The sequence below is a fragment of the Shewanella scandinavica genome (assembly GCF_031932065.1).
GTDB lineage: Bacteria > Pseudomonadota > Gammaproteobacteria > Enterobacterales > Shewanellaceae > Shewanella > Shewanella baltica.
The window spans coordinates 140,229-160,141 of sequence record NZ_JAUOES010000009.1 but is presented as its reverse complement, the minus strand read 5'-3'; the positions used below and the strand labels follow the sequence as shown (position 1 = coordinate 160,141).

The following is a 19,913-nucleotide window of genomic DNA, read 5'->3' as shown; positions in this document are numbered from 1 at the left end:
ATTGGCTAATAGAACATGTCCATCTATATTTAAGTGAAGATAAATGTAGCGTGTAAACAGCAGCTCTATTGATGTTTGGTCGTTCAGTTTAATATCTGCAAGCAACACGACTTTGCAGTGTTCATTCCGAGGACTAAATGTTTTAAGCTGATTTACATGAATAAAAGTTGAGTGTTCCATTTGTTACTCCTATTGGTTTGGCCTTTCAACTTTTACTTAGGTCTGCACCATGGAAATTAGCCCTGTTTGCATAAATTGCTCAGCAAATGAAATTGCGAGTTCAATCTGAACGACGGACATTTTTTCACGCACTAAGCGTTGTTTAAGCATGTGCAGGAGTATTTCTTGCTCAACGTTGTCCTCGTAAGAAAAGGTGTTGCTATCAGGCATCTCTTTTTTAATTACATAGGTCATCAATTCGAAGACCATCAGCAGATTGTGGGCTTGTTGTTCAAACGCAGTCGATTGCATCATCGTGGTTTCTCGCTTTGCAGGAAAGTATGTCCTGAATAACTAGAAACGCACGATGAGAATTTCATTGTTCTGTCGTTAAATTTATACCGTCATATTCTGAGTTACGAGATTTTGACGTTACTTCGTACCTGCTACTAGTGCTCTGGCCTGAAGGATCTCGTTATCTACCATCTCGGAGTATTGAGTGTAACAACGCTTGATATCCAAATCCGTATGATGCGAATATCGCAACGTTGTCGTGACATTTCCATGGCCAAGGAACCGTTGCGTTTTAAAGATATCATGGCCCCCAGATTGAAAATGTGTCGCAGATGTATGACGAACAGTTGTAAAGTCAAAGTGTTCAAAACTCAGCGTTTTTTTGAAGTTTTTGACTAATTTACTGTAGTCTACTAGGTGTGATTTATGATCAATTGGATTAGGGAAAAGCCATTGACTTTTTGAGGAGTGAATTGGGTGTTGTAACCATTCTTTAATAATAACATCGAGGCCATTACACAATGGAGTGTATTGTGGCTGCTTAACTTTTCCCTTATCTCCTCGAATAATCAGCATGTTACTTTCCCAATAAATATCTGTTTTTTTGATTTTTAGTGCATAGCTCGGCCTTAACCCTAAGTAGATGCAAATTAAAATTAGAGGTGTCAGGTAGTCGTAGAACGGGCAGGAACCTATTTTTCCAAGCAGTTTGTTCCGGTCTCGTACAAATAATTTTTGGTAAATTTCTACTCGCTCTTCTTGGCTGTAATATTTATGCACCAAGTTTTTGGGAATAAATTTAAGCTCGCTGGTGTGAATGATCTCCTCCGGAATTTTATAATTATGAAATGGTGATGCGGAAGCGGATCGTAAAGCTGCTCTGAGTGATGAAATTGCGCCTTTAAGTGTTGATTCTGCCAAATCATATGGACATTCACTTTGTTGTTTCTGTTTTGTTGTTAGCTTTCTGATATGGCTTTCCTTCCAGAGAATTAGTAATTTTAAGTCTATTTTATCAATAGGATATGCTAGGAATTGTTTGAAGTGATAACGGATGATATTGATTTTATTTCGCGCTGTTTTTGGGTTTTTTGATATCAAAACCACTTCATATTCTTTCAGATACTCATCAAGCGTTAGGAGATTTGTGGAGGTCAAGTGGAATTGAGGTTTGGCGAGTTTAAGTAGATGAGCTGAAATAACGTTATCCAAATCTTGTTTTGGCGTAAGGTCGCAAATTTTCCTTGTTTTCAATTTCCCCGTGCCGCTTTCTCTCACTCTGCTATAAAAACTCATGGCTGCTAGGCTGTTGGGGACTAGCTCGTTAGTATCGTTATTTTGGAAGTTTTTGATATCTAAAATCCGAATGTAAAAGTTAGGTATATCTTTTACTGAAACGGTCAGAAACTTTCGTTTACTTGAGTGCCATTCGTGAACAACCTGGATCAATTTAAGGTCTTTGTTCTGCGGCTCATTTCCGCTCCCGCTGACATTGAAGGTTTTGTGAAACTGTTGAATGACATCGTCGTTTGGCGCTCCCACAATAATCAGGTTGAATGTATGAAGTAGAAGATCCCACATAAGTTGGTAGAGTTTCATTTGTTTTGCCTTTTGTTGTTTAAGATGGCAATAGCATGCAAATTTTTTTCAAAAGGCAGAAATTTCGATTATGCATAAAAAAATTAATGAGGAGTGTGCACAAGATTTCTAGACCAAACATAATCGTTTTTTTTGTTTTTTTTACGCACCAGATATTCTTCGCGGGTCTACCCACTAGGAGTTATTTGATGTCAGATGTAAGGCTATACACCGAAAAACAAACCGCGATGAGGTTGTCTATGTCAGTTAGCGCATTACAGAAGAGTCGAGCTAAGGGCTCAACTGCAATTGAGCTGGGGCATGCACCAAGCTTTATTAAGATTGGTAGTCTTGTACGCTACACGGCCGAGGATATTGAAAATTTTATTTCTTCAGCAAAGCAATATGCACTTGAGTCAGAATCGAAGTCCTCGACCAAAGAGCAAAATCTTGGAACCGTGATGTGGGGAAATACGGGGGGGAATGAGAGGACAGATAATAGTCAACATGTAGAAATGGTAGTTGAAGACTCTATGGAGGGGCGGCTGATAAAGGAAAAAAAACCTAAATGTTGGCTGACGGGTATTGGCTTATAGCATGTTGATATTGGGCCTAATCCTTTATTTCTTTGCTCTCAGGCCCATTGAACTTCTATAAGTTGCATACGCTTTATCAGGTAAGTAAGCATTATTAAAAAATGCTGTAATTGGACGAGTTGAACACTGGACTCGTCAAGATTGATACTTTCATCTTAAGCGACGCGTTAGAGCGTCGCTTTACTCTTTTCGGGTCATCTTCAGCTTCGTTTTTTTGCACTCTATTAACTCCCTAACTTTTATCATTCTAAGATGCTGACACGACCTAATGCGTGTTCCATTTTAGGCAGAATAAATTTGTAGCTTGAATTGCCTTGAAGATTGGCTAGACTGATGTTTTGCACCCTTTTGCATGGGGTTGCATGCAGTTTGTGCGATATAGGTGCGATCGTTCCTAGGTTCAGGTATTTCGAAGGTGAGAATGGGTGTGCTTTAGATACAAAAAAGCCCATTGAATCAATGGGCTTCTTCGTTGTATTGGGTGGTGGCCCCTCACGGACTTGAACCGTGGACCTAACGATTATGAGTCGTGTGCTCTAACCAACTGAGCTAAGGGGCCGACTTAAGGTAATCGTCATTACCTGAAGCGGGTGGAAGTATACTAAGCTTACTTACGCTTGTCACCCGTGTTTTGGCTTGAAATACACACAACTGATTCAATTGGTTATCTGTTAATCAACTTAAATGTAATCGTCGCCTAAATTTAGGGCTTCGATACTGTGCTGATGTCGATATTAGCGTATGAGAGGCAATAAAAAGCCCTGCATAGGCAGGGCTTCAAATCTTACTTAGCTGACTTTAGGCTGGTAACGGCCTATTCATCTAGGAATGATTTTAAGATTTCTGAGCGTGAAGGGTGACGCAGTTTGCGCAGTGCCTTAGCTTCAATCTGACGAATACGTTCACGGGTTACGTCGAACTGCTTACCCACTTCTTCAAGAGTGTGGTCAGTGTTCATATCGATACCAAAACGCATACGCAGTACTTTCGCTTCACGGGCGGTTAGACCTGCTAACACTTCGTGTGTGGCGTTTTTCAAGCTTTCGCTGGTCGCTGAGTCCAGTGGTAGTTCGAGGGTCGTATCCTCGATAAAATCACCTAAATGCGAATCTTCATCGTCACCGATTGGAGTTTCCATGGAGATAGGTTCTTTGGCGATTTTCAGTACCTTACGGATCTTATCTTCCGGCATCATCATACGCTCAGCCAGTTCTTCAGGAGAAGGCTCGCGGCCCATTTCCTGTAGCATTTGGCGAGAGATACGGTTCAGCTTGTTGATCGTTTCGATCATGTGTACTGGAATTCGAATGGTACGCGCTTGGTCGGCAATAGAACGAGTAATCGCCTGACGGATCCACCAAGTTGCATAGGTCGAGAACTTGTAACCACGACGGTATTCGAATTTATCCACGGCCTTCATCAAGCCAATGTTACCTTCTTGGATTAAGTCCAAGAATTGCAGACCACGGTTGGTGTATTTCTTCGCGATAGAAATTACCAGACGTAAGTTTGCTTCAACCATTTCTTTCTTCGCACGGCGGGCTTTAGCTTCACCGATTGACATACGACGGTTGATGTCTTTAATGGCTGAAATCGCTAAGCCGGTTTCTTCTTCAACTGCTGCAAGCTTAGTACGACAACGGATCACGTCGTCTTCAACCATTCTTAGGCCTTCGGCATAAGGTTTAGTTGAGGCTTTTTCAGTGTTGAACCAATCGAGGTTGGTTTCGTTGCCAGTGAAGAATTTAACAAAATTTTTCTTCGGCATTTTGGCTTGTTCAACGCATAGTTTTAACACTAAACGTTCTTGAACACGCACGCGATCCATCATAGTGCGCATGCTTTTTACTAAACGGTCAAACTGTTTAGGTACTAAGCGGAATTCTTTGAAGATTTCACCAATTTCGAATAGTGCTTTTACCGATTCTGGGTGTTCACGGCCCTTAGCTTCGATAATTTTCAGTGCACTTTCGTAGGCGGTTCTCAGTTGAGCGAATCTTTCGCGTGCTTCTTCAGGATCTGGCCCTTTGTTGCCTTCTTCTTCATCTTCACTGTCTTCGTCATCTTCGTCATCTTCATCGTCCAGCTCTTCTTCAGATAATTCTGAGCCGATGTGAGTTGCTGTCGGTGCGACGTCTTCTTCGTCCGGGTTAACAAATCCAGAGATAATATCAGATAGGCGCAGTTCGTCGGCTTCAAATTGGTCGAATTGCTCAAGGATCATCGCGATCGCTTGCGGGTACTCGGCGACTGAACTTTGAACTGTGTTGATGCCTTCTTCGATGCGTTTGGCGATAACAATTTCGCCTTCGCGGGTCAGAAGCTCAACGGTACCCATTTCACGCATGTACATGCGCACGGGATCGGTTGTGCGGCCAAGTTCGCTTTCTACTGTTGCGAGTGCGGCAGCGGCTTCTTCAGCGGCATCTTCGTCTGTGTTGTCTTCCGACATCATCATGTCATCGGCATCTGGGGCTTCTTCGAATACCCGGATACCCATGTCATTTATCATCTGGATAATATCTTCGATCTGGTCAGAATCGACCATGTCTGCAGGTAAGTGATCGTTCACTTCTGCATAGGTTAAGTAACCTTGCTCTTTACCTTTGGCAAGCAACAGCTTAAGTTGCGACTGCGGAGTATGATCCATAGATATCATCCAAGTTGGGAAACTGTTACAACGACGGACACTTAGCATGAGCTAAGTGCCGCGCAAATCGTCAATTATAGCCGTGTGCACATGTCTGTGCTAGTCACTGGGACAGTGAATGAGGACATTTTTGCCTCAGTTTAACCCTTTCATGACTGAGATCAGCTTCGAGAGCTGCATCTTCTCTTCTTTAGTATGAGTCTGTTTTAGACTCAATTCCTGATATCGTTGTTCAATATATTGATTGTTCAACCAAACCAGGGTTTGTTTAAACTTTTCGAGCAAGTTTTCATCCGCCACTTGATGGTCCCATTGGGCCAATTTATGGAGAGTGCCGCTGTAAGGGTGCTCTCTGAATTGTTCAAGTAGTTGTGCGCTGTTTAACGTTTGCTCTCGAGTCATCTCCAATAACAGTGGCAGCAATTCTATGCCTGGCATCTGCAAGTGGGCGAGTGCGGGTTGTGGGGGTAAGCCCATACCCAGTTTAGGATGTTGTACTAGCAGTGCGATGGCGAGTCGCAATGGTGTACCGCGTCCTTTTAATCCTTTATTTGCCATTGGTTTAGCTTGTTTCACGCTAAAGCCTAGCTTCTTTTTCATATCTTCTGAGCTGTTCATTCCTAACTTGTGAGCTAAGTTCTCAAGCAGTAAATTTTGCAGCACAGTGTCTTGAATTTTTTCAATTAAGATAAAAGCTTGTTTCGCTAAGTTGCCTTTATCTGTACCGTATTTTGTCGCTAACGTATCAAACAAAAACTCGGGTAGTGCAATGGCTGAAACCATTAAGGTTTCAAATGCATCTTTACCAATCTTACGTACCATAGAATCAGGATCTTCGGCCTGAGGCAGGAACATAAATCGCACTTGATCGCCTGGCTTTAATAATGGCAATGCCGTTTCCAAGGCACGCCAAGCCGCTTCAGTACCCGCTCTGTCGCCGTCGTAACAGCAAATCACTTCTTTAGCGCTGCGCAGCAAAAGCTGAAATTGCTCCGCCGTCGTCGAGGTGCCTAATGATGCGACAGCATAATCGACACCAAATTGCGCCAACGCCACCACATCCATATAGCCTTCAACGATCAGTACTTTGTCAGGATCGCGATAGCGTTGCTTTAGTTCATAGAGACCATAAAGCTCATTGCCCTTATGAAATATGGGCGTTTCTGGAGAATTCAAGTATTTGGGTGTGCCATCACCTAAAACTCTGCCACCAAAACCAATGACTCGTCCGCGTCTGTCGCGAATAGGAAACATGAGGCGGTCACGAAATCTGTCGTAACGTTTCCCACTGTCGTTGCTAATTAACATACCCGCAGTCAGTAACTTATCCTGCGCATCTTGATTCTGACGATAGCGGCCCAATAAGCCGTCCCAACCGTCTGGCGCAAAGCCAATACCAAAATGTTCGACTACATCATAGGATAAACCGCGATAGGCAAGATAATCGATAACTTTTTGTTTATCTTGGTGTTGTCTAAGTTGGTTTTGAAAGTAAAGGCTCGCTTCTTCCATGAGTTGGTATAAGTCACGACTTAAACCGTCATCATGTCGCTTGCCTGTGCCTTGTTCTCTGGGAACCTCTAATCCAAGCTGGCCCGCCAAATCTTCAATGGCATCAATAAAATCGAGTCGGTCATACTCCATCACAAAATCGATGGCGTTGCCGTGAGCACCGCAGCCAAAGCAATGATAGAACTGTTTATCACGGCTGACGGTAAACGAAGGTGATTTTTCGCTATGAAAAGGACAACAGGCCGAGTAGTTCTTACCCGCCTTTTTCAAGGGCACCTTACGATCGATAAGTTCGACTATGTCAGTGCGAGCGATTAGCTCATTGATAAAATCACGAGGTATTGCCATTGAGTGCTTAAAATCCCGCCTTGCGCGAATTTAAACAAACAAGCCGCGCATAGGCACGGCTTGTTCATACAGTGAAACGCTAATTATTGCAATTTAGCACGGATCATAGCGCCGATAGCGCCCATGTCTGCACGTCCTTGCACTTTAGATTTCAATGCTCCCATTACTTTGCCCATATCCGCCATGGCGGATGCACCTACTTCTACAATAGTTGCATCGATGAGCGCCGCGACTTCCGCCTCTGTAAGAGGGGTAGGCAGGAAAGCTTCAATAACTTGAATCTCTGCTGCTTCCACGTCGGCCAACTCGTTACGACCCGCTGCTTCAAATTGAGCAATCGAGTCACGACGTTGTTTCACCATTTTGGTTAAGACCGCTATAACCTGTTCATCAGTCAGAGATTCGCGGGTATCCACTTCAATCTGTTTGATGGCGGCTAATGCCATACGAATAGTGCTCAAGCGCGCCTTCTCTTTGGCGATCATGGCCTGCTTCATGTGGTCTTTTAGCTGATCAATTAGGCTCATATGAGATTAATATAAACGTACGCGACGTGCGTTTTCGCGAGAAAGCTTCTTAGCTAAACGTTTAACTGCAGCTGCTTTTGCGCGCTTACGTGCAGTAGTTGGCTTCTCGTAGAATTCACGAGCACGCACGTCGGCTAAAATACCAGCTTTTTCACAAGAGCGCTTGAAACGACGCAGAGCTACGTCGAATGGTTCGTTTTCACGTACTTTAATAATTGGCATACGCCATCACCCCTTAGGTGTAGGTTGTTCTGGTTCAATTACTCGAACCAAGTCTATTTAAAATGGTGCGGAATTTTATACCGAGACACCTAGGCTTGTAAAGCCCTAAAACTGAGCTCAGTCCTATAGTGGACTCAATATGGTCTGCGCGACTGGAGTAATCGAGCGCTTGCAGGTAGAATTAGCGCCCTTTTGTTAGCAATTGATGAGACACCATGCGGGTTCTAGGTATTGAAACATCTTGTGACGAGACAGGTATCGCCGTCTATGACGATGAACTGGGCTTATTATCGCACACTTTATACAGTCAAGTTAAGCTGCATGCCGACTATGGTGGTGTGGTGCCTGAGTTGGCGTCGCGTGACCATGTACGCAAAATTGTGCCGCTTATTCGTCAAGCGCTGAAAGATGCGAATACAGAAATGGCTGATCTCGACGGGATTGCCTACACCAAGGGCCCAGGTTTGATTGGTGCTTTGCTTGTCGGTGCCTGTGTGGGGCGCTCACTGGCTTTCGCTTGGGACAAGCCTGCAATCGGTGTGCACCATATGGAAGGGCACCTTCTGGCGCCTATGCTCGAAGATGACGCGCCTGAGTTCCCCTTTGTGGCCTTATTAGTTTCTGGTGGCCATTCAATGTTGGTTAAAGTCGAGGGTATTGGCCGTTATGAAGTATTAGGTGAGTCCGTTGACGATGCCGCGGGTGAAGCATTCGATAAAACGGCCAAGTTAATGGGGCTGGATTATCCCGGCGGTCCGCGCTTAGCGAAACTGGCCGCTAAAGGCTTACCTGCAGGCTATAAGTTCCCGCGTCCTATGACCGACAGACCCGGACTCGATTTTAGTTTTTCGGGTTTAAAAACCTTTACCGCCAATACCATTGCCGCTGAACCTGACGATGAACAAACGCGCGCCAATATTGCCCGTGCCTTTGAAGAAGCCGTGATTGATACGCTAGCGATTAAATGTCGCCGTGCGCTGAAGCAAACTGGCTATAACCGCTTAGTGATCGCCGGTGGCGTGAGCGCGAATACGCGTTTAAGGGAAACCTTGGCTGAAATGATGAACTCGCTAGGTGGACAAGTGTTTTATCCCCGCGGTGAGTTTTGTACCGATAACGGCGCCATGATTGCCTTTGCGGGATTGCAGCGTTTAAAGGCGGGACAACACGAAGATTTAGCGGTAAAAGGTCAACCTCGATGGCCATTAGATACCTTGCCACCTGTGGCATAACACGCCTTTGATGCCGATGTATTGATGCTGAAATAAAAAACTGCGCTTTTAGCGCAGTTTTTTATTGGGGTAATTTTATTGGGCGTAATGTCATCTCAAGATTTTTTAGGACGCTTCTTGCGTGACACTTTAGATTCTTCACCCTTGAGTAAGCGCTGAATATTGTCTTTATGGCGAATGATGATAAGTGTCGACAACATGGCAACGGGAATGGTGAATCTGTCGTCTAGCCACCAAGTATAAAGGGGCGCCAGTAAAGCGGTAAGGATTGCTGCAAGGGACGAGTAGCGGCTAATTAACAATAGGACGACCCAAGATGCCATTAAGCAAATCGCTAAATCATCGCCGATGGGAGCCATAGCGCCAAAGGCGGTAGCAACGCCTTTGCCGCCTTTAAAGCCAAAAAATACCGGATAAATATGCCCAAGGCATGCGGCGATGGCGATGAGCCCGAGTGACACTGCATCTATGCCCATGAGATAAGCTAAATAAGAAGGCACGGCACCTTTGAGCATGTCGAAAAACAGCACCATGGCAGCCGAACTCGCGCCGCCAATTCTTAGTACATTGGTGGCGCCTGGATTGCCTGAACCTTGCAATCTTGGATCAGGTAGACCTCTCATCCTACAAACCAGCACGGCACTTGAGATTGAACCCGCCAAGTAGGCGGCCAAAATCATCAAAAGTGTCTGTGTTAATGGACTCACATTGGTTTCCTTACGCGTCTTAAGGTATTATCGCGCAACAATTTAAAAAGCTGACTCAGTTGTCAATCCCGCTATAGGTTTATGCGATAACTCGCCCAGTTGGGGCTGAGATATTTTCTGAATGAGCAAATCCTTTTAGGGCGTTATCCTACTGTGGATTGGCTCGAGTAGAAAGTAAATTAGTTATCTGTCAGAAGATTGCAGATTATACAGCTAGGATCGCTTTTAGCTTATCAGACCTCATAGTAGTCAGTTAGTTGGAGAAAGCATGGATAAGGTACTTATACGGCAATTGCGCATTGATACTGTGATTGGTGTCTATGAGTGGGAAAAGAAAATCCATCAGAGCCTGTTATTAGACTTAGACATGGCGTGGGATAATAAACCTGCCGCAGCGACGGATGATTATCAATATGCGCTGTGCTATGAGACTGTTTCCAATCGATTAACCCAACTTGTTACTGAGCATCCAATCGAGTTAATCGAAACGGTTGCCGAGCGAGTGGCCGATTGCCTACTTCAAGAATTTAACGTGACTTGGGTGAAAGTTGTCGTGATGAAGCCAGGCGCGGTAGCAACTGCAGCTTCGGTTGGCGTCGAGATTGAACGTTCACGTTAGATGAGTACTTGATCAACTGCGCTATTGATTGAGAAATAGTGTTTATCTTCAGATAAATCGGACATTAACATGGCACGTATTTATATCAGTCTGGGTAGCAATATCGAGCCTGAACAGCATCTGCAAGCAGGATTAACATCGCTGCGAGCGTGTTTCGGGCCGCTGCGCCTCTCTTCTATGTATGAAAGTGAAGCGGTAGGTTTTAGTGGCACTAATTTTTTGAATATGGTTGCTAGCGCTGAAACGGATCTTAATATAGCGGCGGTAGTTGCACAGTTTAAGCAAATCGAGCAGAATCACGGCCGGCTTGCCGGGGCAAAGAAATTTAGCCCAAGAACCTTAGATTTGGATCTGCTGCTTTATGACCATGTGGTATGCCAAACGCCTGTTGTGCTGCCCCGTGCTGAGATAGTCAATAATGCCTTTGTGTTATGGCCATTAGCCGAGTTAGCGCCGGAATTGATTCATCCCGTGGTAGATAAAAGCTATGCAAGTTTGTGGCAAGAGTATGACAAAGATTCACAGCGACTTTGGCCTGTGACGTTTGAATGGCCCCCAGGGCTGACGTTTTAATTTATTGATAGGATTGTCATGGATACGTTTCAGGTCATTATTTTAGCGCTTATTCAAGGGCTAACCGAGTTTTTACCTATTTCTAGCTCGGCCCACTTAATTTTACCCGCACAGCTTTTAGGTTGGGAAGACCAAGGCTTATCCTTCGATGTAGCGGTGAATACGGGGTCGTTATTTGCTGTGGTGATTTATTTTAGACACGAGTTATGGGCTATGTTTAATGCTTGGATTGCGAGCATTTTCAAAGGTCAACAATCTGAAGACAGTAAGCTGGCATGGTGGATTATTCTGGCGACCTTGCCTGCGGTATTTTTTGGTTTTCTGGCAAAGGATTTTATCGCGACTCATCTACGTAATGCTGAGGTTATCGCGGTCACGACAGTGGTATTTGGTTTATTGTTGTGGTGGGCCGATAAGATGTCGCGCCGCGATTTAACGGTTTATCAGACTGGCTGGCGTAAAGCCTTGTTAATTGGTTTCGCGCAGGCACTGGCTTTGATCCCAGGGACTTCGCGCTCTGGTGCCACTATGACAGCGGCGCTGATGTTAGGCTTGAGTCGTGATGCTGCGGCCCGCTTTTCATTCTTAATGTCAGTGCCTGTGAGTTTAGGGGCGGCGATTTTAGTGGGTAAAGATCTGGCGAAAAGTGAGCTTCCGATTGATTATCAAGCGTTAATTCTAGGAACTCTGATTTCGTTTGTTGCCGCTTATGCCTGTATTCATTACTTCTTAAAAATCATCAGCCGCATGGGAATGACCCCATTTGTAATCTATCGTTTAGCACTGGGTGCCATCTTGTGTGGATTTATCTTCTTGTAGTTACACGAGTTTGGTCATCATAGGCAGATAATAAATAATAGAATCGGGTCAAGTACCCGATTTTTATTTTTGGAGCTTCCTCATTTTCTGAAGCTTAACTCATTTTGGAGCTTTATATGGGTCTCGAATATCAGTGTCCAACCTGCGGACTTGCGTTAAAACAACACAAAGCCTCCCAAGGTTTTTATTGTGTTAATAAGCATCACTTCGATCGAAATGAGCAAGGATATTGGGTTTTTACTAAACCACAACGTCAAAAGCCGACTGGTGATACGCGCGAGCAAGTTAGAGCTAAGCGTTTTCTGCTCGAATCAGGCATCTTTTCGCCTTTAATCGATAAACTGGCTGAGATAATCACCAGTTCTATCATACCTGATGCTTGTTTATTGGATTATGAATGCGCTGAGGGCTTCTTCTTGCGTGCTTTAGCTTCCAAGCTGGCTGAGGTCGAAAATCCGCTAAACGTCCAGTACGTGGGCGTAGCGGACGCAGAAAATGCTATTTTTGCTGCAGCGAAGGCGCAGACTCCTGGGATCTTGTGTTTAAGTTCCTCTAAAAAATTACCCTTTGCCGATAATTGTGTGGATTTTATTACTGTTATTGATCGGCCGTTAAAGGGAAAAGAGTCTGTTAGGATATTGAAAGACGATGGGACCATGTTACTGGTTATGCCTGGGCCACGACACCTATGGCAACTCAGGGAATATATTTATTCTGACTTGTCTGAAAAACCTTTCAAAGTGAATTTACCCTCAGCATTATCGGTAAAAGAGACTCAGGCACTGAGCTTTACCTTATCTGTTACCGGTGAGCAGGCATTAACGCTGTTGGATATGGCACCTTATGCATGGCGTGCAAATGACAAGATGAAGCACGATATTCAGGCTAATCATTTTGAGTCGCTGGAAATTGACTATGTATTAGTCTTAGCACATAAACGTGTGAGTGAGTCGTTATAGGTTAAAATCTGCAGTTGATGCGGTTAATTTTAAACCAATTCATAGGCTTGGCTCGATAGCTTTGAGATGTTTAATAAGGCTATATTACTCAAGTCTATGATTCTGTTTGACGTTTTTATGTTGCTTTTATGTTGGATGGGCCGAAGCTGTTATTATTTTTAACTTTAGGCCTTTTTGTTCTGTGACAAATACAACCTTCTTATTGCCTTTGTTTCCCATGTAGCCTCGATTTTTGTCAATAGCTTTTCTTTAAAAGAGAAATATTATTATTTTATAAAAAACCATTTTTTAAGATAAACGAGACTGGCTTTTAAGAATACTTAAAAGTTTAAATGAGAAGCTTAGATTAATAACGAAGGTTTTAATTAAAAGACGAATGGGATCCGTTTATACAGGCGCATACAAAAGTTAACTTTTTAAGGGTATAGCCTTTAAAGATGCGTTTGGAAATTTAAAGTCAATTTTGCATTTTTGTATTACGGGATTGGCAATCTTGGGTATCAATACCTTGAATGACAGGCATAAAAAAAGGCTTAGATTGATGTGCTTATCGCTTTCATCTTTCTTAAGCCTTTTGTCTTAACTTACTAAACAGTAAGCTAAATTACCTTTCATTACTTCTTGTAACGAGAAGCAACGTTGTCTAAACGGTCGTTTGCGCGTTTAGCTTCTGCTTGTGCGTCCATAGATGCTGCTTTTGCATCTTTAACGTCTGCAGACAGTTTGCTTTGCTCTGATTTCAGAGAACCAACATCAGCTGACAATTGATCAACTTTGTTGCCCAGAGTTGCAACGCTTTCTTCCAGAGCAGTAGTGTTCGCGCAACCACCTAGTAGGGCAGTCATTGCTAAACCAGCAATCATCAGTACTTTTTTGTTCATTGTAAAAAATCCCTTAAAATAGGTTGGATTTGAATGTTTCGTTACTTTGTAAGCGAAACTGCCTAATTATGACATAGCTATTTTAATTTGCTACGAATATTAATGTGTTTAACCACTATAGGCATATAAATTTTTTTTAAAAGCTTTTTTTATAAGTTATATCGACATTTCTAATCGTAAAGGAGGGCATTCTTCACTATAAAGTGATGCGCCACTTACAAATCCTTTACAAATTACCGTTCATCCGTCGGCAGTTAAGTTTGCATTTTTTGTTTAAACTGACTGACCGCTTCAATTCGACGTAAATTTAACGCCTGCTTTATCTCTGCGCCTTGGAAACCTGCGGCAATAATGGCGGCAATATCGACATTATTGGCGGCAAGGAAGCATTGAGTTAAATATTCACCCTGAGGGTAGGGGTTGTTTTCAAATCCTGTGCGACCACGCATATCGGCGATGCAGGCTAATATAAGCTGCGTCAAGCGCTCTGGCTTACGCCAAAAGTCAGCTTTATCGAATATTTTTACGATCGTTTCGGCTCTAAGCTCGAAGGCCTGATGAACGTTCTGATGTTGGTCACTGACGAGTAACGCAAGATCGCGGGTTTCGTTCGGCACTCGTAAGCGGGTGCAGAGCGCTTTTATCAGCGGCAAGCCCTTTTGGCCGTGACCGTGATGTTTAGGTAAATGCTCTTTTGGACTGAGGGCTTTGCCTAAATCATGTACGAGAGCGGCAAAACGAACGCTTTTATCATCAGTCAGAAGGGCGGCTTGGGCGAGCACCATTAAAGTATGCACACCGGTATCAATTTCAGGATGCCATTTTTCTGGTTGAGGAACGCCAAATAAGGCAAAGATCTCAGGAAAGAGTACTTCAAGGGCGCCGCATTGGTGGAGTACCTCGAAAAAGACCTCGGGGTGAGGTCCGCCTAAGCTTTTATCGACTTCTTGCCAAACTCGCTCCGCTGTTAACGCGTTAAGCTCATCGCTTGCGCTAATTTGGCGCATCAGTGCCAGAGTTTCTGCGGCAATGTGAAATCCTAAGGCATGAAACCTTGCGGCAAAGCGGGCGACACGCAATATGCGAAGCGGATCTTCAACGAAAGCATCCGACACATGGCGCAATAGGCGCGCGTTAATATCCTCAATGCCATTAAAAGGATCGTATAAGTTGCCCTTTTCATCTTGGGCGATAGCATTGATGGTCAGATCTCGGCGCAACAAGTCTTGCTCTAAAGTCACATCGGGACTGGCATGGCAGCTAAAACCACCATAACCTAGTCCAATTTTTCGTTCTGTTCGGGCTAACGCATATTCTTGTTGGTTTTTAGGATGCAGAAATACCGGGAAATCTTTACCGACTTGGCGGTATCCCAGTTGCAACATTTGTTCTGGAGTCGCACCAACGACGAGGTAATCTTTGTCCTTGATAGGGAGATTGAGCAGGCTGTCACGCACAGCACCGCCGACGAGATATATTTTCACAGGCAAGATTCGGCTAATGTGTCATAAACATAGCTTATCATGCCCATTAAGGTGATAGATAAAGTCGTCGCGAGATATTTGCGCACTTATGTGTCACATTGATGTTGCGGATATTTTGACAATAACATTGGGACGCTTTAACGTGGGGCGTTATTTTTAAATTAGGATGATTGGTGGTATGTACAAGGCCTTTTACGGACTCAGCGATAACCCTTTTTCGATTGCACCCAATCCCCATTATTTGTTTTTGAGTGATAGGCACAGAGAGGCGTTGGCCCATTTAACCTACGGGTTAGGGGAAACGGGCGGCTTTGTGTTGCTAACAGGGGAGGTTGGCACGGGTAAAACGACGGTATCACGCTGTTTACTTGGGCAATTGCCCGATAATACCGACACCGCATTTATCCTTAATCCATCGCTAACAGAGCTCGAGTTGCTCGCCACGCTTTGCGATGAACTTAAGATTTCCTACGGAGACAATCCCACGCTCAAGCAGTTGACCGACCACTTGAGTCGTTTTTTATTGGACAATCACAGCAAAGGTCGTAATACCGTGCTCATCATCGATGAAGCGCAGCATTTACGCCCTGAGGTATTGGAGCAACTGCGCCTTCTGACCAATCTTGAGACGGACACCAAGAAGTTACTGCAGGTCATTTTAATCGGTCAGCCAGAATTACAGCTGTTATTGAAGCGCCAAGAGTTGCGCCAGTTAGCCCAGCGGATCACTGCTCGCTACCATTTATTACCGCTAAATGAAGATGAAATCGCCCTTTATGTATTGCATCGCTTGCAAGTGGCGGGACGATTTGAACCTTTGTTTACTCGCAAAGCCGTTAAGGTGTTACAAAAGTACAGTGGCGGCATCCCTCGATTAATTAACCTCTTATGTGAACGTTCGCTGATGGCGGGCTATGCGCAATCTCGGGTGCCCATCGATCATCATATGGTGCGGCAAGCTGCGGCTGAAGTATTAGGTGAAGAGGAGCCAACTCAGAATAGGTATCTTTGGCCGACAGCGACCGCTGCGGCGTTATTTGTCGCTTTTGGTGTTTCCTATTGGCTATTTACCGACAAGCCTGTCAATGCCGCGTCAGCGTCTAGTATGGCCCTTGAGTCAACGTCAGCAAATGTTGCTGCATCAAACACTCAAGCTTTGAGTGCGACCGAAGGAATGAGCAAGTTAGTACAACCCGTAGATCAGCAAAGCAGTCAGGTGTCTATTCCAGATCCCAATCAGCGCTTACTTAATGATGCGATTAATCAGAGTCGCGATATCGATACCGCCTTTGCGGGTTTGTTTAGCGTGTGGGGCAAAGTACCCTATAAAGGCTTAACCGCCTGTCAGTCTGCGGTTGAGCAAGGATTGTCTTGTTATCAGCAGCAAGGTAACTGGATGTCACTGACTCGGCTTAATTATCCGGCTGTGGTGTATTTGGTTGATGACAACCAACAGGATTTTTATGGCGCTGTGATTGCGGTGGATGGCGAGCAGTTACTGATGCAGTTAGGTGAACAACAACTTTGGGTCGATAGAGCTTGGTTCAATCAACATTTCAGTGGCACCTTCGAAATTTTATGGCAAGCCCCTAATTTGCCTATGATGGATATCAGTCAAAAATCGAGTCCAGGTCAACTGCAGTGGTTAGAGAATGCCTTGGCCCATGTGAATAATCGCAATGCTCGCAGGGTAAATCAATTCGATGTGCAGCTGGAAAACGATCTTAAAAGCTTCCAGAGCCAGCATGGCTTAAAAGCCGATGGTATTGCCGGAAATCAGACATTAGTGAGATTAAATTTGTATTTAAGTCAGCAAGGTCCACGTTTAACCGATAATGGGGCGCGCAGCTGATGTCCATTTTACTCGATGCCGTGACCCGCAATAAACAACAGCAGCAATCGCCTTTACCCGATGCAGTGATGACGCCAAGGGCGAATTACCCTCAGCCACGTAAATCAGGCGTGCCGATAGGTAAACTGTCTTTACTTGTTGTCGCCGTCGCCGCCGGAATTGGCGTCGCTTGGGGATTAAGTGTGTGGGACCAAACTCGTCATATTTCAACCGAACAAACTTCAACTCACAATGTGGCGGTGACAAAGGTATTGCCACCAACTGCATCTTCATTAGCTGTTTCGACAGCGGCTAAAAATGCGCTTCAGACTGCCTCGATAGAATCGGTTACTCAGCCGCAATCTGAGGGCAGTGCTGATACAGGTGTTCGACTCGCAGGCAAAGTGGCGCTGCCTCGGGCACAGACTTTGCCCGAGTTGACTGCATCATCGCAATATCAGGGCGGGGCGGTAGCAAACTCGGCTCAGGCTTCTAGCGCGAATATGAACAGCAATGCTGCTCAAAGTTACAATGTTCCTAAAAATAGTGTTCCTAACAACAGCGATCCGAATAATAGCGATTCCAGCTACGGAGACTATATGTCGACGTCAGCCCAAGTGGACGCAGCAAGTCGCGAAGTTACGTCTATGTCTACAGACACGCAAACACAGCAACCTATGATGTTAGGTGCTAATGCCAATGAGTCGGGTCTTGCGAGTCTTGAGGCGCTGCGTCAGCAAGTGAGTGCGGCGGCGGAAGATGTCGGTTTAGAAACCAACAAAAGTCGCGATGAAGATAAGTTAGTGGCTTCCTTTCAAAGTGCGCTAAAGGATGTGGAATACACCAATGCGGCGGAGACGAATGTCACTGAAGCAAAATTAGATCCTATACCAAAAACGGCTGCGGATGATATCCCAAAATACGGTCAACTACCTGCTGGGCTGCAATTACAAGTGCCTGAATTTAATATCGTTGCCCATGTTTATTCCAGCGATCCGACCCAAAGGTGGCTGAATGTGGACGGTGCAGAGTTACAGGAAGGGGATATGATTGCGGGTAAGCTGAAGATTATCTCCATTCGTCCGCGGGACATAGTGTTAGATATTCAAGGTACCCAGTTTAAAGTGCCTGCAATTTAATCTGGCTTTACGATGAGTAATGCTAGCGGTTATCTGTGCAAGTCATAGCTAAAGAGTAGAAATGAAAAAGGCGCCTAGGCGCCTTTTTTGATCTTAGTGAATCTCAACTTAATCAAACAGTCTGTAGGCTAAGAATAGGGTCAATGCGTAACCGACGCTGTAGCAAAGGAAAAGTGCTGGAACGTATTTTAAGTAACTCACAAACGTCAGTTCTTTCACTTTACTCATGGCAACAATACCCGATGCTGAACCGATAATCAGCAGTGAACCACCCACGCCAACGCTATAGGTTAAGCCAAGCCATTCTGGAGTATTCAGGACTGGGCTTGCTTTTAACAATGCCGCCGTTAATGGCACGTTATCAATCAAGGCTGAGCCGATACCTGTGACGAAGTTAGAGATGTTTGGATTAAACATAGTATAAGCTTCGGTCAGCATGTCTAAGGTGCCGATTTCTTTAAGCATACCCACGAGCAGCAAAATACCTAAGAAGAACAACAGGGTGTCGTATTCAACTTGGCGAATATACTCAAGGATTTTGATTTCTTCTTTATCGCTACGCGTGGTGTGGCCAATCAGGAACATGATTGACAGACCCGTTAGGAAGGTCAGCACTGGCGGGATACCAAACAATATGTTCAGTAACATGGTCATTAAAATCGTGCAGAAGAACACGAGGGCAATCATGACATCAACGGTTTGATAGGTGTGTTTGATGGGGGTCGTGCTCACCACGCCTTCGGCTTTGAGTGAGAACAGGGTTGCCAACAAAATCACGCTTACGGCCGATGGGATAAACAACATCAGCAGTTCGGACATATGCACATGACCGCCTAAGAAGATCATCAATGTTGTCACATCGCCGGTGATCAAAGCGACACCGCCTGAGTTCACTGCGAAGATAATCAACACTGCCATTCTGCGGCGCATTTGTTTGTCGAGTTTAAAGGTGGTTAATAAACCTAATGACACTAACGTCGCAGTGACGTTATCACAAAATGCCGAGAGCACGAGTGCAAACAGGGCAACTTGGATCATCAACATGCGCACCGACACTTTCTGCGGGAACAGCTTTTGCACCATGATTTGGATCATGCCTTTAGCGTTCAAATACGCTACGAAGGTCATGGTCGACATCAGAAAGAGCCAGAGTGTGGCAATTTCGAGCAAATTTTCATTGAGTTGATGGGCAACGAGTTTCTCGTGGGCCGGTTCTCCAGCAGCCATAAACAGCGCTACCCAAGAAATACAGCCAAAGAATAAGGTGGTTTTTGCTTTATTAAGGTGGGTCACTTCTTCGAAAATAATACTGAGCAATGCGAGCACGGCCAGTATGATGAGAAAGGTATTTAACATAACTGCAATTCCAACTGCTGTTTTAATGTCGTAGGGCGACTTGAGTCAACCTAAAGATTGAGCATATCAAGGCTGAATTAAGCCAGCCGTGTTAGCGCGTGCGGATCAGAACATAATGGGCTAAAGAACGCAACTGTTAGCTGTGACTCAATTTGCTGCTGCTTTGTGATGTTGATCTCATGCTTTTGGGTGGTAAACTGGTTTTATATATCGAATTATTTGTATTTATCAGTTTTATTAACTGTATTGTTTGATTTGATTACTAGGTTAAAAGTGAGATCTACGATTAAAGTCTAAGCAGTCAGTTTGTCGATCCTTCAATTAATTTTTGTTCAGCAAGATATTCATGAATGCTGCGGCCTGAGTAGTGTTGCTTTTTCACACTTTCCTTTGTTACTGACCTCTAATGGCTTAATCGATTAGCGTG

18 protein-coding genes and 1 tRNA gene are annotated in these 19,913 nt (G+C 44.5%); 8 read left to right on the top strand and 11 right to left on the bottom strand.

Going from position 1 to position 19,913, the window contains the following annotated elements; genetic code table 11:
- Positions 1–216: 216 nt before the first annotated feature.
- Together Q4Q50_RS10320 and Q4Q50_RS10315 are read right to left on the bottom strand one after the other, a co-directional pair.
- Positions 217–474, bottom strand: a complete 258-nt coding sequence (locus tag Q4Q50_RS10320) for a hypothetical protein (RefSeq protein ID WP_311899223.1) — start codon at positions 472–474, stop codon at positions 217–219.
- A 117-nt stretch (positions 475–591) separates the two neighbouring features.
- Positions 592–2,052 carry a tyrosine-type recombinase/integrase gene (locus Q4Q50_RS10315; RefSeq protein ID WP_311899222.1) on the bottom strand — a complete coding sequence of 487 codons (1,461 nt, stop codon included), beginning with the start codon at positions 2,050–2,052 and terminating at the stop codon, positions 592–594.
- A 188-nt stretch (positions 2,053–2,240) separates the two neighbouring features.
- On the opposite strand from Q4Q50_RS10315, the gene Q4Q50_RS10310 reads away from it, so the two are divergent.
- Entirely contained in the window at positions 2,241–2,627 is a 387-nt protein-coding gene (locus Q4Q50_RS10310; RefSeq protein ID WP_242326116.1) for a helix-turn-helix transcriptional regulator, read from the top strand.
- Positions 2,628–3,109: 482 nt separating this feature from the next.
- Here the strand turns inward: Q4Q50_RS10310 and Q4Q50_RS10305 are convergent.
- From Q4Q50_RS10305 to rpsU, 5 genes are all read right to left on the bottom strand, one after another.
- Positions 3,110–3,186, bottom strand: a tRNA-Ile gene (locus tag Q4Q50_RS10305).
- Positions 3,187–3,441: 255 nt separating this feature from the next.
- The gene (gene rpoD / locus Q4Q50_RS10300; protein ID WP_311899221.1) at positions 3,442–5,277 is read right to left on the bottom strand and encodes an RNA polymerase sigma factor RpoD; all 1,836 of its coding nucleotides are present in this window, start codon (positions 5,275–5,277) and stop codon (positions 3,442–3,444) included.
- A 135-nt stretch (positions 5,278–5,412) separates the two neighbouring features.
- Positions 5,413–7,137: a DNA primase gene (gene dnaG, locus Q4Q50_RS10295; RefSeq protein WP_311899220.1), complete on the bottom strand. Its 1,725-nt coding sequence runs from the start codon at positions 7,135–7,137 to the stop codon at positions 5,413–5,415.
- 83 nt (positions 7,138–7,220) lie between these two features.
- Positions 7,221–7,664 carry a GatB/YqeY domain-containing protein gene (locus tag Q4Q50_RS10290; RefSeq protein ID WP_006080724.1) on the bottom strand — a complete coding sequence of 148 codons (444 nt, stop codon included), beginning with the start codon at positions 7,662–7,664 and terminating at the stop codon, positions 7,221–7,223.
- A 6-nt stretch (positions 7,665–7,670) separates the two neighbouring features.
- Complete coding sequence (rpsU, locus tag Q4Q50_RS10285; protein WP_006080725.1) at positions 7,671–7,886, bottom strand: 30S ribosomal protein S21; 216 nt, start codon at positions 7,884–7,886, stop codon at positions 7,671–7,673.
- 215 nt (positions 7,887–8,101) lie between these two features.
- On the opposite strand from rpsU, the gene tsaD reads away from it, so the two are divergent.
- Complete coding sequence (gene tsaD / locus Q4Q50_RS10280) at positions 8,102–9,118, top strand: tRNA (adenosine(37)-N6)-threonylcarbamoyltransferase complex transferase subunit TsaD (protein WP_311899219.1); 1,017 nt, start codon at positions 8,102–8,104, stop codon at positions 9,116–9,118.
- Between the two features lie 95 nt (positions 9,119–9,213).
- Here tsaD and plsY read toward each other — a convergent pair whose 3' ends face one another.
- Entirely contained in the window at positions 9,214–9,825 is a 612-nt protein-coding gene (plsY, locus tag Q4Q50_RS10275; protein ID WP_006080727.1) for a glycerol-3-phosphate 1-O-acyltransferase PlsY, read from the bottom strand.
- Positions 9,826–10,093: 268 nt separating this feature from the next.
- Between plsY and folB the strand changes: the two genes are divergently transcribed.
- The 4 genes from folB to Q4Q50_RS10255 all read left to right on the top strand — a co-directional run bounded on the left by folB (position 10,094) and on the right by Q4Q50_RS10255 (position 12,795).
- A complete protein-coding gene (gene folB, locus Q4Q50_RS10270) occupies positions 10,094–10,444 on the top strand; it encodes a dihydroneopterin aldolase (protein ID WP_006080728.1) in 351 nt (116 codons plus the stop codon).
- 69 nt (positions 10,445–10,513) lie between these two features.
- Positions 10,514–11,017: a 2-amino-4-hydroxy-6-hydroxymethyldihydropteridine diphosphokinase gene (gene folK / locus Q4Q50_RS10265; RefSeq protein WP_006080729.1), complete on the top strand. Its 504-nt coding sequence runs from the start codon at positions 10,514–10,516 to the stop codon at positions 11,015–11,017.
- Between the two features lie 18 nt (positions 11,018–11,035).
- Entirely contained in the window at positions 11,036–11,836 is an 801-nt protein-coding gene (locus Q4Q50_RS10260) for an undecaprenyl-diphosphate phosphatase (RefSeq protein ID WP_106649817.1), read from the top strand.
- Between the two features lie 116 nt (positions 11,837–11,952).
- Positions 11,953–12,795 (top strand): putative RNA methyltransferase, encoded by an 843-nt coding sequence (locus Q4Q50_RS10255; protein WP_311899218.1) that lies wholly within the window; start codon positions 11,953–11,955, stop codon positions 12,793–12,795.
- A gap of 614 nt (positions 12,796–13,409) precedes the next feature.
- Here the strand turns inward: Q4Q50_RS10255 and Q4Q50_RS10250 are convergent.
- Both Q4Q50_RS10250 and Q4Q50_RS10245 read right to left on the bottom strand, forming a co-directional pair.
- Positions 13,410–13,676 carry an Lpp/OprI family alanine-zipper lipoprotein gene (locus Q4Q50_RS10250; protein WP_006080732.1) on the bottom strand — a complete coding sequence of 89 codons (267 nt, stop codon included), beginning with the start codon at positions 13,674–13,676 and terminating at the stop codon, positions 13,410–13,412.
- 254 nt (positions 13,677–13,930) lie between these two features.
- A complete protein-coding gene (locus tag Q4Q50_RS10245) occupies positions 13,931–15,160 on the bottom strand; it encodes a multifunctional CCA addition/repair protein (protein WP_311899217.1) in 1,230 nt (409 codons plus the stop codon).
- A gap of 178 nt (positions 15,161–15,338) precedes the next feature.
- On the opposite strand from Q4Q50_RS10245, the gene Q4Q50_RS10240 reads away from it, so the two are divergent.
- Positions 15,339–17,012, top strand: a complete 1,674-nt coding sequence (locus Q4Q50_RS10240; protein WP_311899216.1) for an ExeA family protein — start codon at positions 15,339–15,341, stop codon at positions 17,010–17,012.
- Complete coding sequence (locus Q4Q50_RS10235) at positions 17,012–18,130, top strand: general secretion pathway protein GspB (RefSeq protein ID WP_311899215.1); 1,119 nt, start codon at positions 17,012–17,014, stop codon at positions 18,128–18,130. The genes Q4Q50_RS10240 and Q4Q50_RS10235 overlap by 1 nt, the downstream gene beginning before the upstream one ends.
- Positions 18,131–18,238: 108 nt before the next feature.
- Here Q4Q50_RS10235 and nhaD read toward each other — a convergent pair whose 3' ends face one another.
- A complete protein-coding gene (nhaD, locus tag Q4Q50_RS10230; protein ID WP_311891823.1) occupies positions 18,239–19,486 on the bottom strand; it encodes a sodium:proton antiporter NhaD in 1,248 nt (415 codons plus the stop codon).
- Between the last annotated feature and the right edge of the window lie 427 nt (positions 19,487–19,913).

What these genes read in the sequence shown, in the direction of transcription:
- Q4Q50_RS10320 (WP_311899223.1), bottom strand. Translation starts at nt 474, where the DNA reads ATGATGCAATCGACTGCGTTTGAACAACAAGCCCACAATCTGCTGATG.
- Q4Q50_RS10315 (WP_311899222.1), bottom strand. Translation starts at nt 2,052, where the DNA reads ATGAAACTCTACCAACTTATGTGGGATCTTCTACTTCATACATTCAAC.
- Q4Q50_RS10310 (WP_242326116.1), top strand. Translation starts at nt 2,241, where the DNA reads ATGTCAGATGTAAGGCTATACACCGAAAAACAAACCGCGATGAGGTTG.
- rpoD (WP_311899221.1), bottom strand. Translation starts at nt 5,277, where the DNA reads ATGGATCATACTCCGCAGTCGCAACTTAAGCTGTTGCTTGCCAAAGGT.
- dnaG (WP_311899220.1), bottom strand. Translation starts at nt 7,137, where the DNA reads ATGGCAATACCTCGTGATTTTATCAATGAGCTAATCGCTCGCACTGAC.
- Q4Q50_RS10290 (WP_006080724.1), bottom strand. Translation starts at nt 7,664, where the DNA reads ATGAGCCTAATTGATCAGCTAAAAGACCACATGAAGCAGGCCATGATC.
- rpsU (WP_006080725.1), bottom strand. Translation starts at nt 7,886, where the DNA reads ATGCCAATTATTAAAGTACGTGAAAACGAACCATTCGACGTAGCTCTG.
- tsaD (WP_311899219.1), top strand. Translation starts at nt 8,102, where the DNA reads ATGCGGGTTCTAGGTATTGAAACATCTTGTGACGAGACAGGTATCGCC.
- folB (WP_006080728.1), top strand. Translation starts at nt 10,094, where the DNA reads ATGGATAAGGTACTTATACGGCAATTGCGCATTGATACTGTGATTGGT.
- folK (WP_006080729.1), top strand. Translation starts at nt 10,514, where the DNA reads ATGGCACGTATTTATATCAGTCTGGGTAGCAATATCGAGCCTGAACAG.
- Q4Q50_RS10260 (WP_106649817.1), top strand. Translation starts at nt 11,036, where the DNA reads ATGGATACGTTTCAGGTCATTATTTTAGCGCTTATTCAAGGGCTAACC.
- Q4Q50_RS10255 (WP_311899218.1), top strand. Translation starts at nt 11,953, where the DNA reads ATGGGTCTCGAATATCAGTGTCCAACCTGCGGACTTGCGTTAAAACAA.
- Q4Q50_RS10250 (WP_006080732.1), bottom strand. Translation starts at nt 13,676, where the DNA reads ATGAACAAAAAAGTACTGATGATTGCTGGTTTAGCAATGACTGCCCTA.
- Q4Q50_RS10240 (WP_311899216.1), top strand. Translation starts at nt 15,339, where the DNA reads ATGTACAAGGCCTTTTACGGACTCAGCGATAACCCTTTTTCGATTGCA.
- Q4Q50_RS10235 (WP_311899215.1), top strand. Translation starts at nt 17,012, where the DNA reads ATGTCCATTTTACTCGATGCCGTGACCCGCAATAAACAACAGCAGCAA.
- nhaD (WP_311891823.1), bottom strand. Translation starts at nt 19,486, where the DNA reads ATGTTAAATACCTTTCTCATCATACTGGCCGTGCTCGCATTGCTCAGT.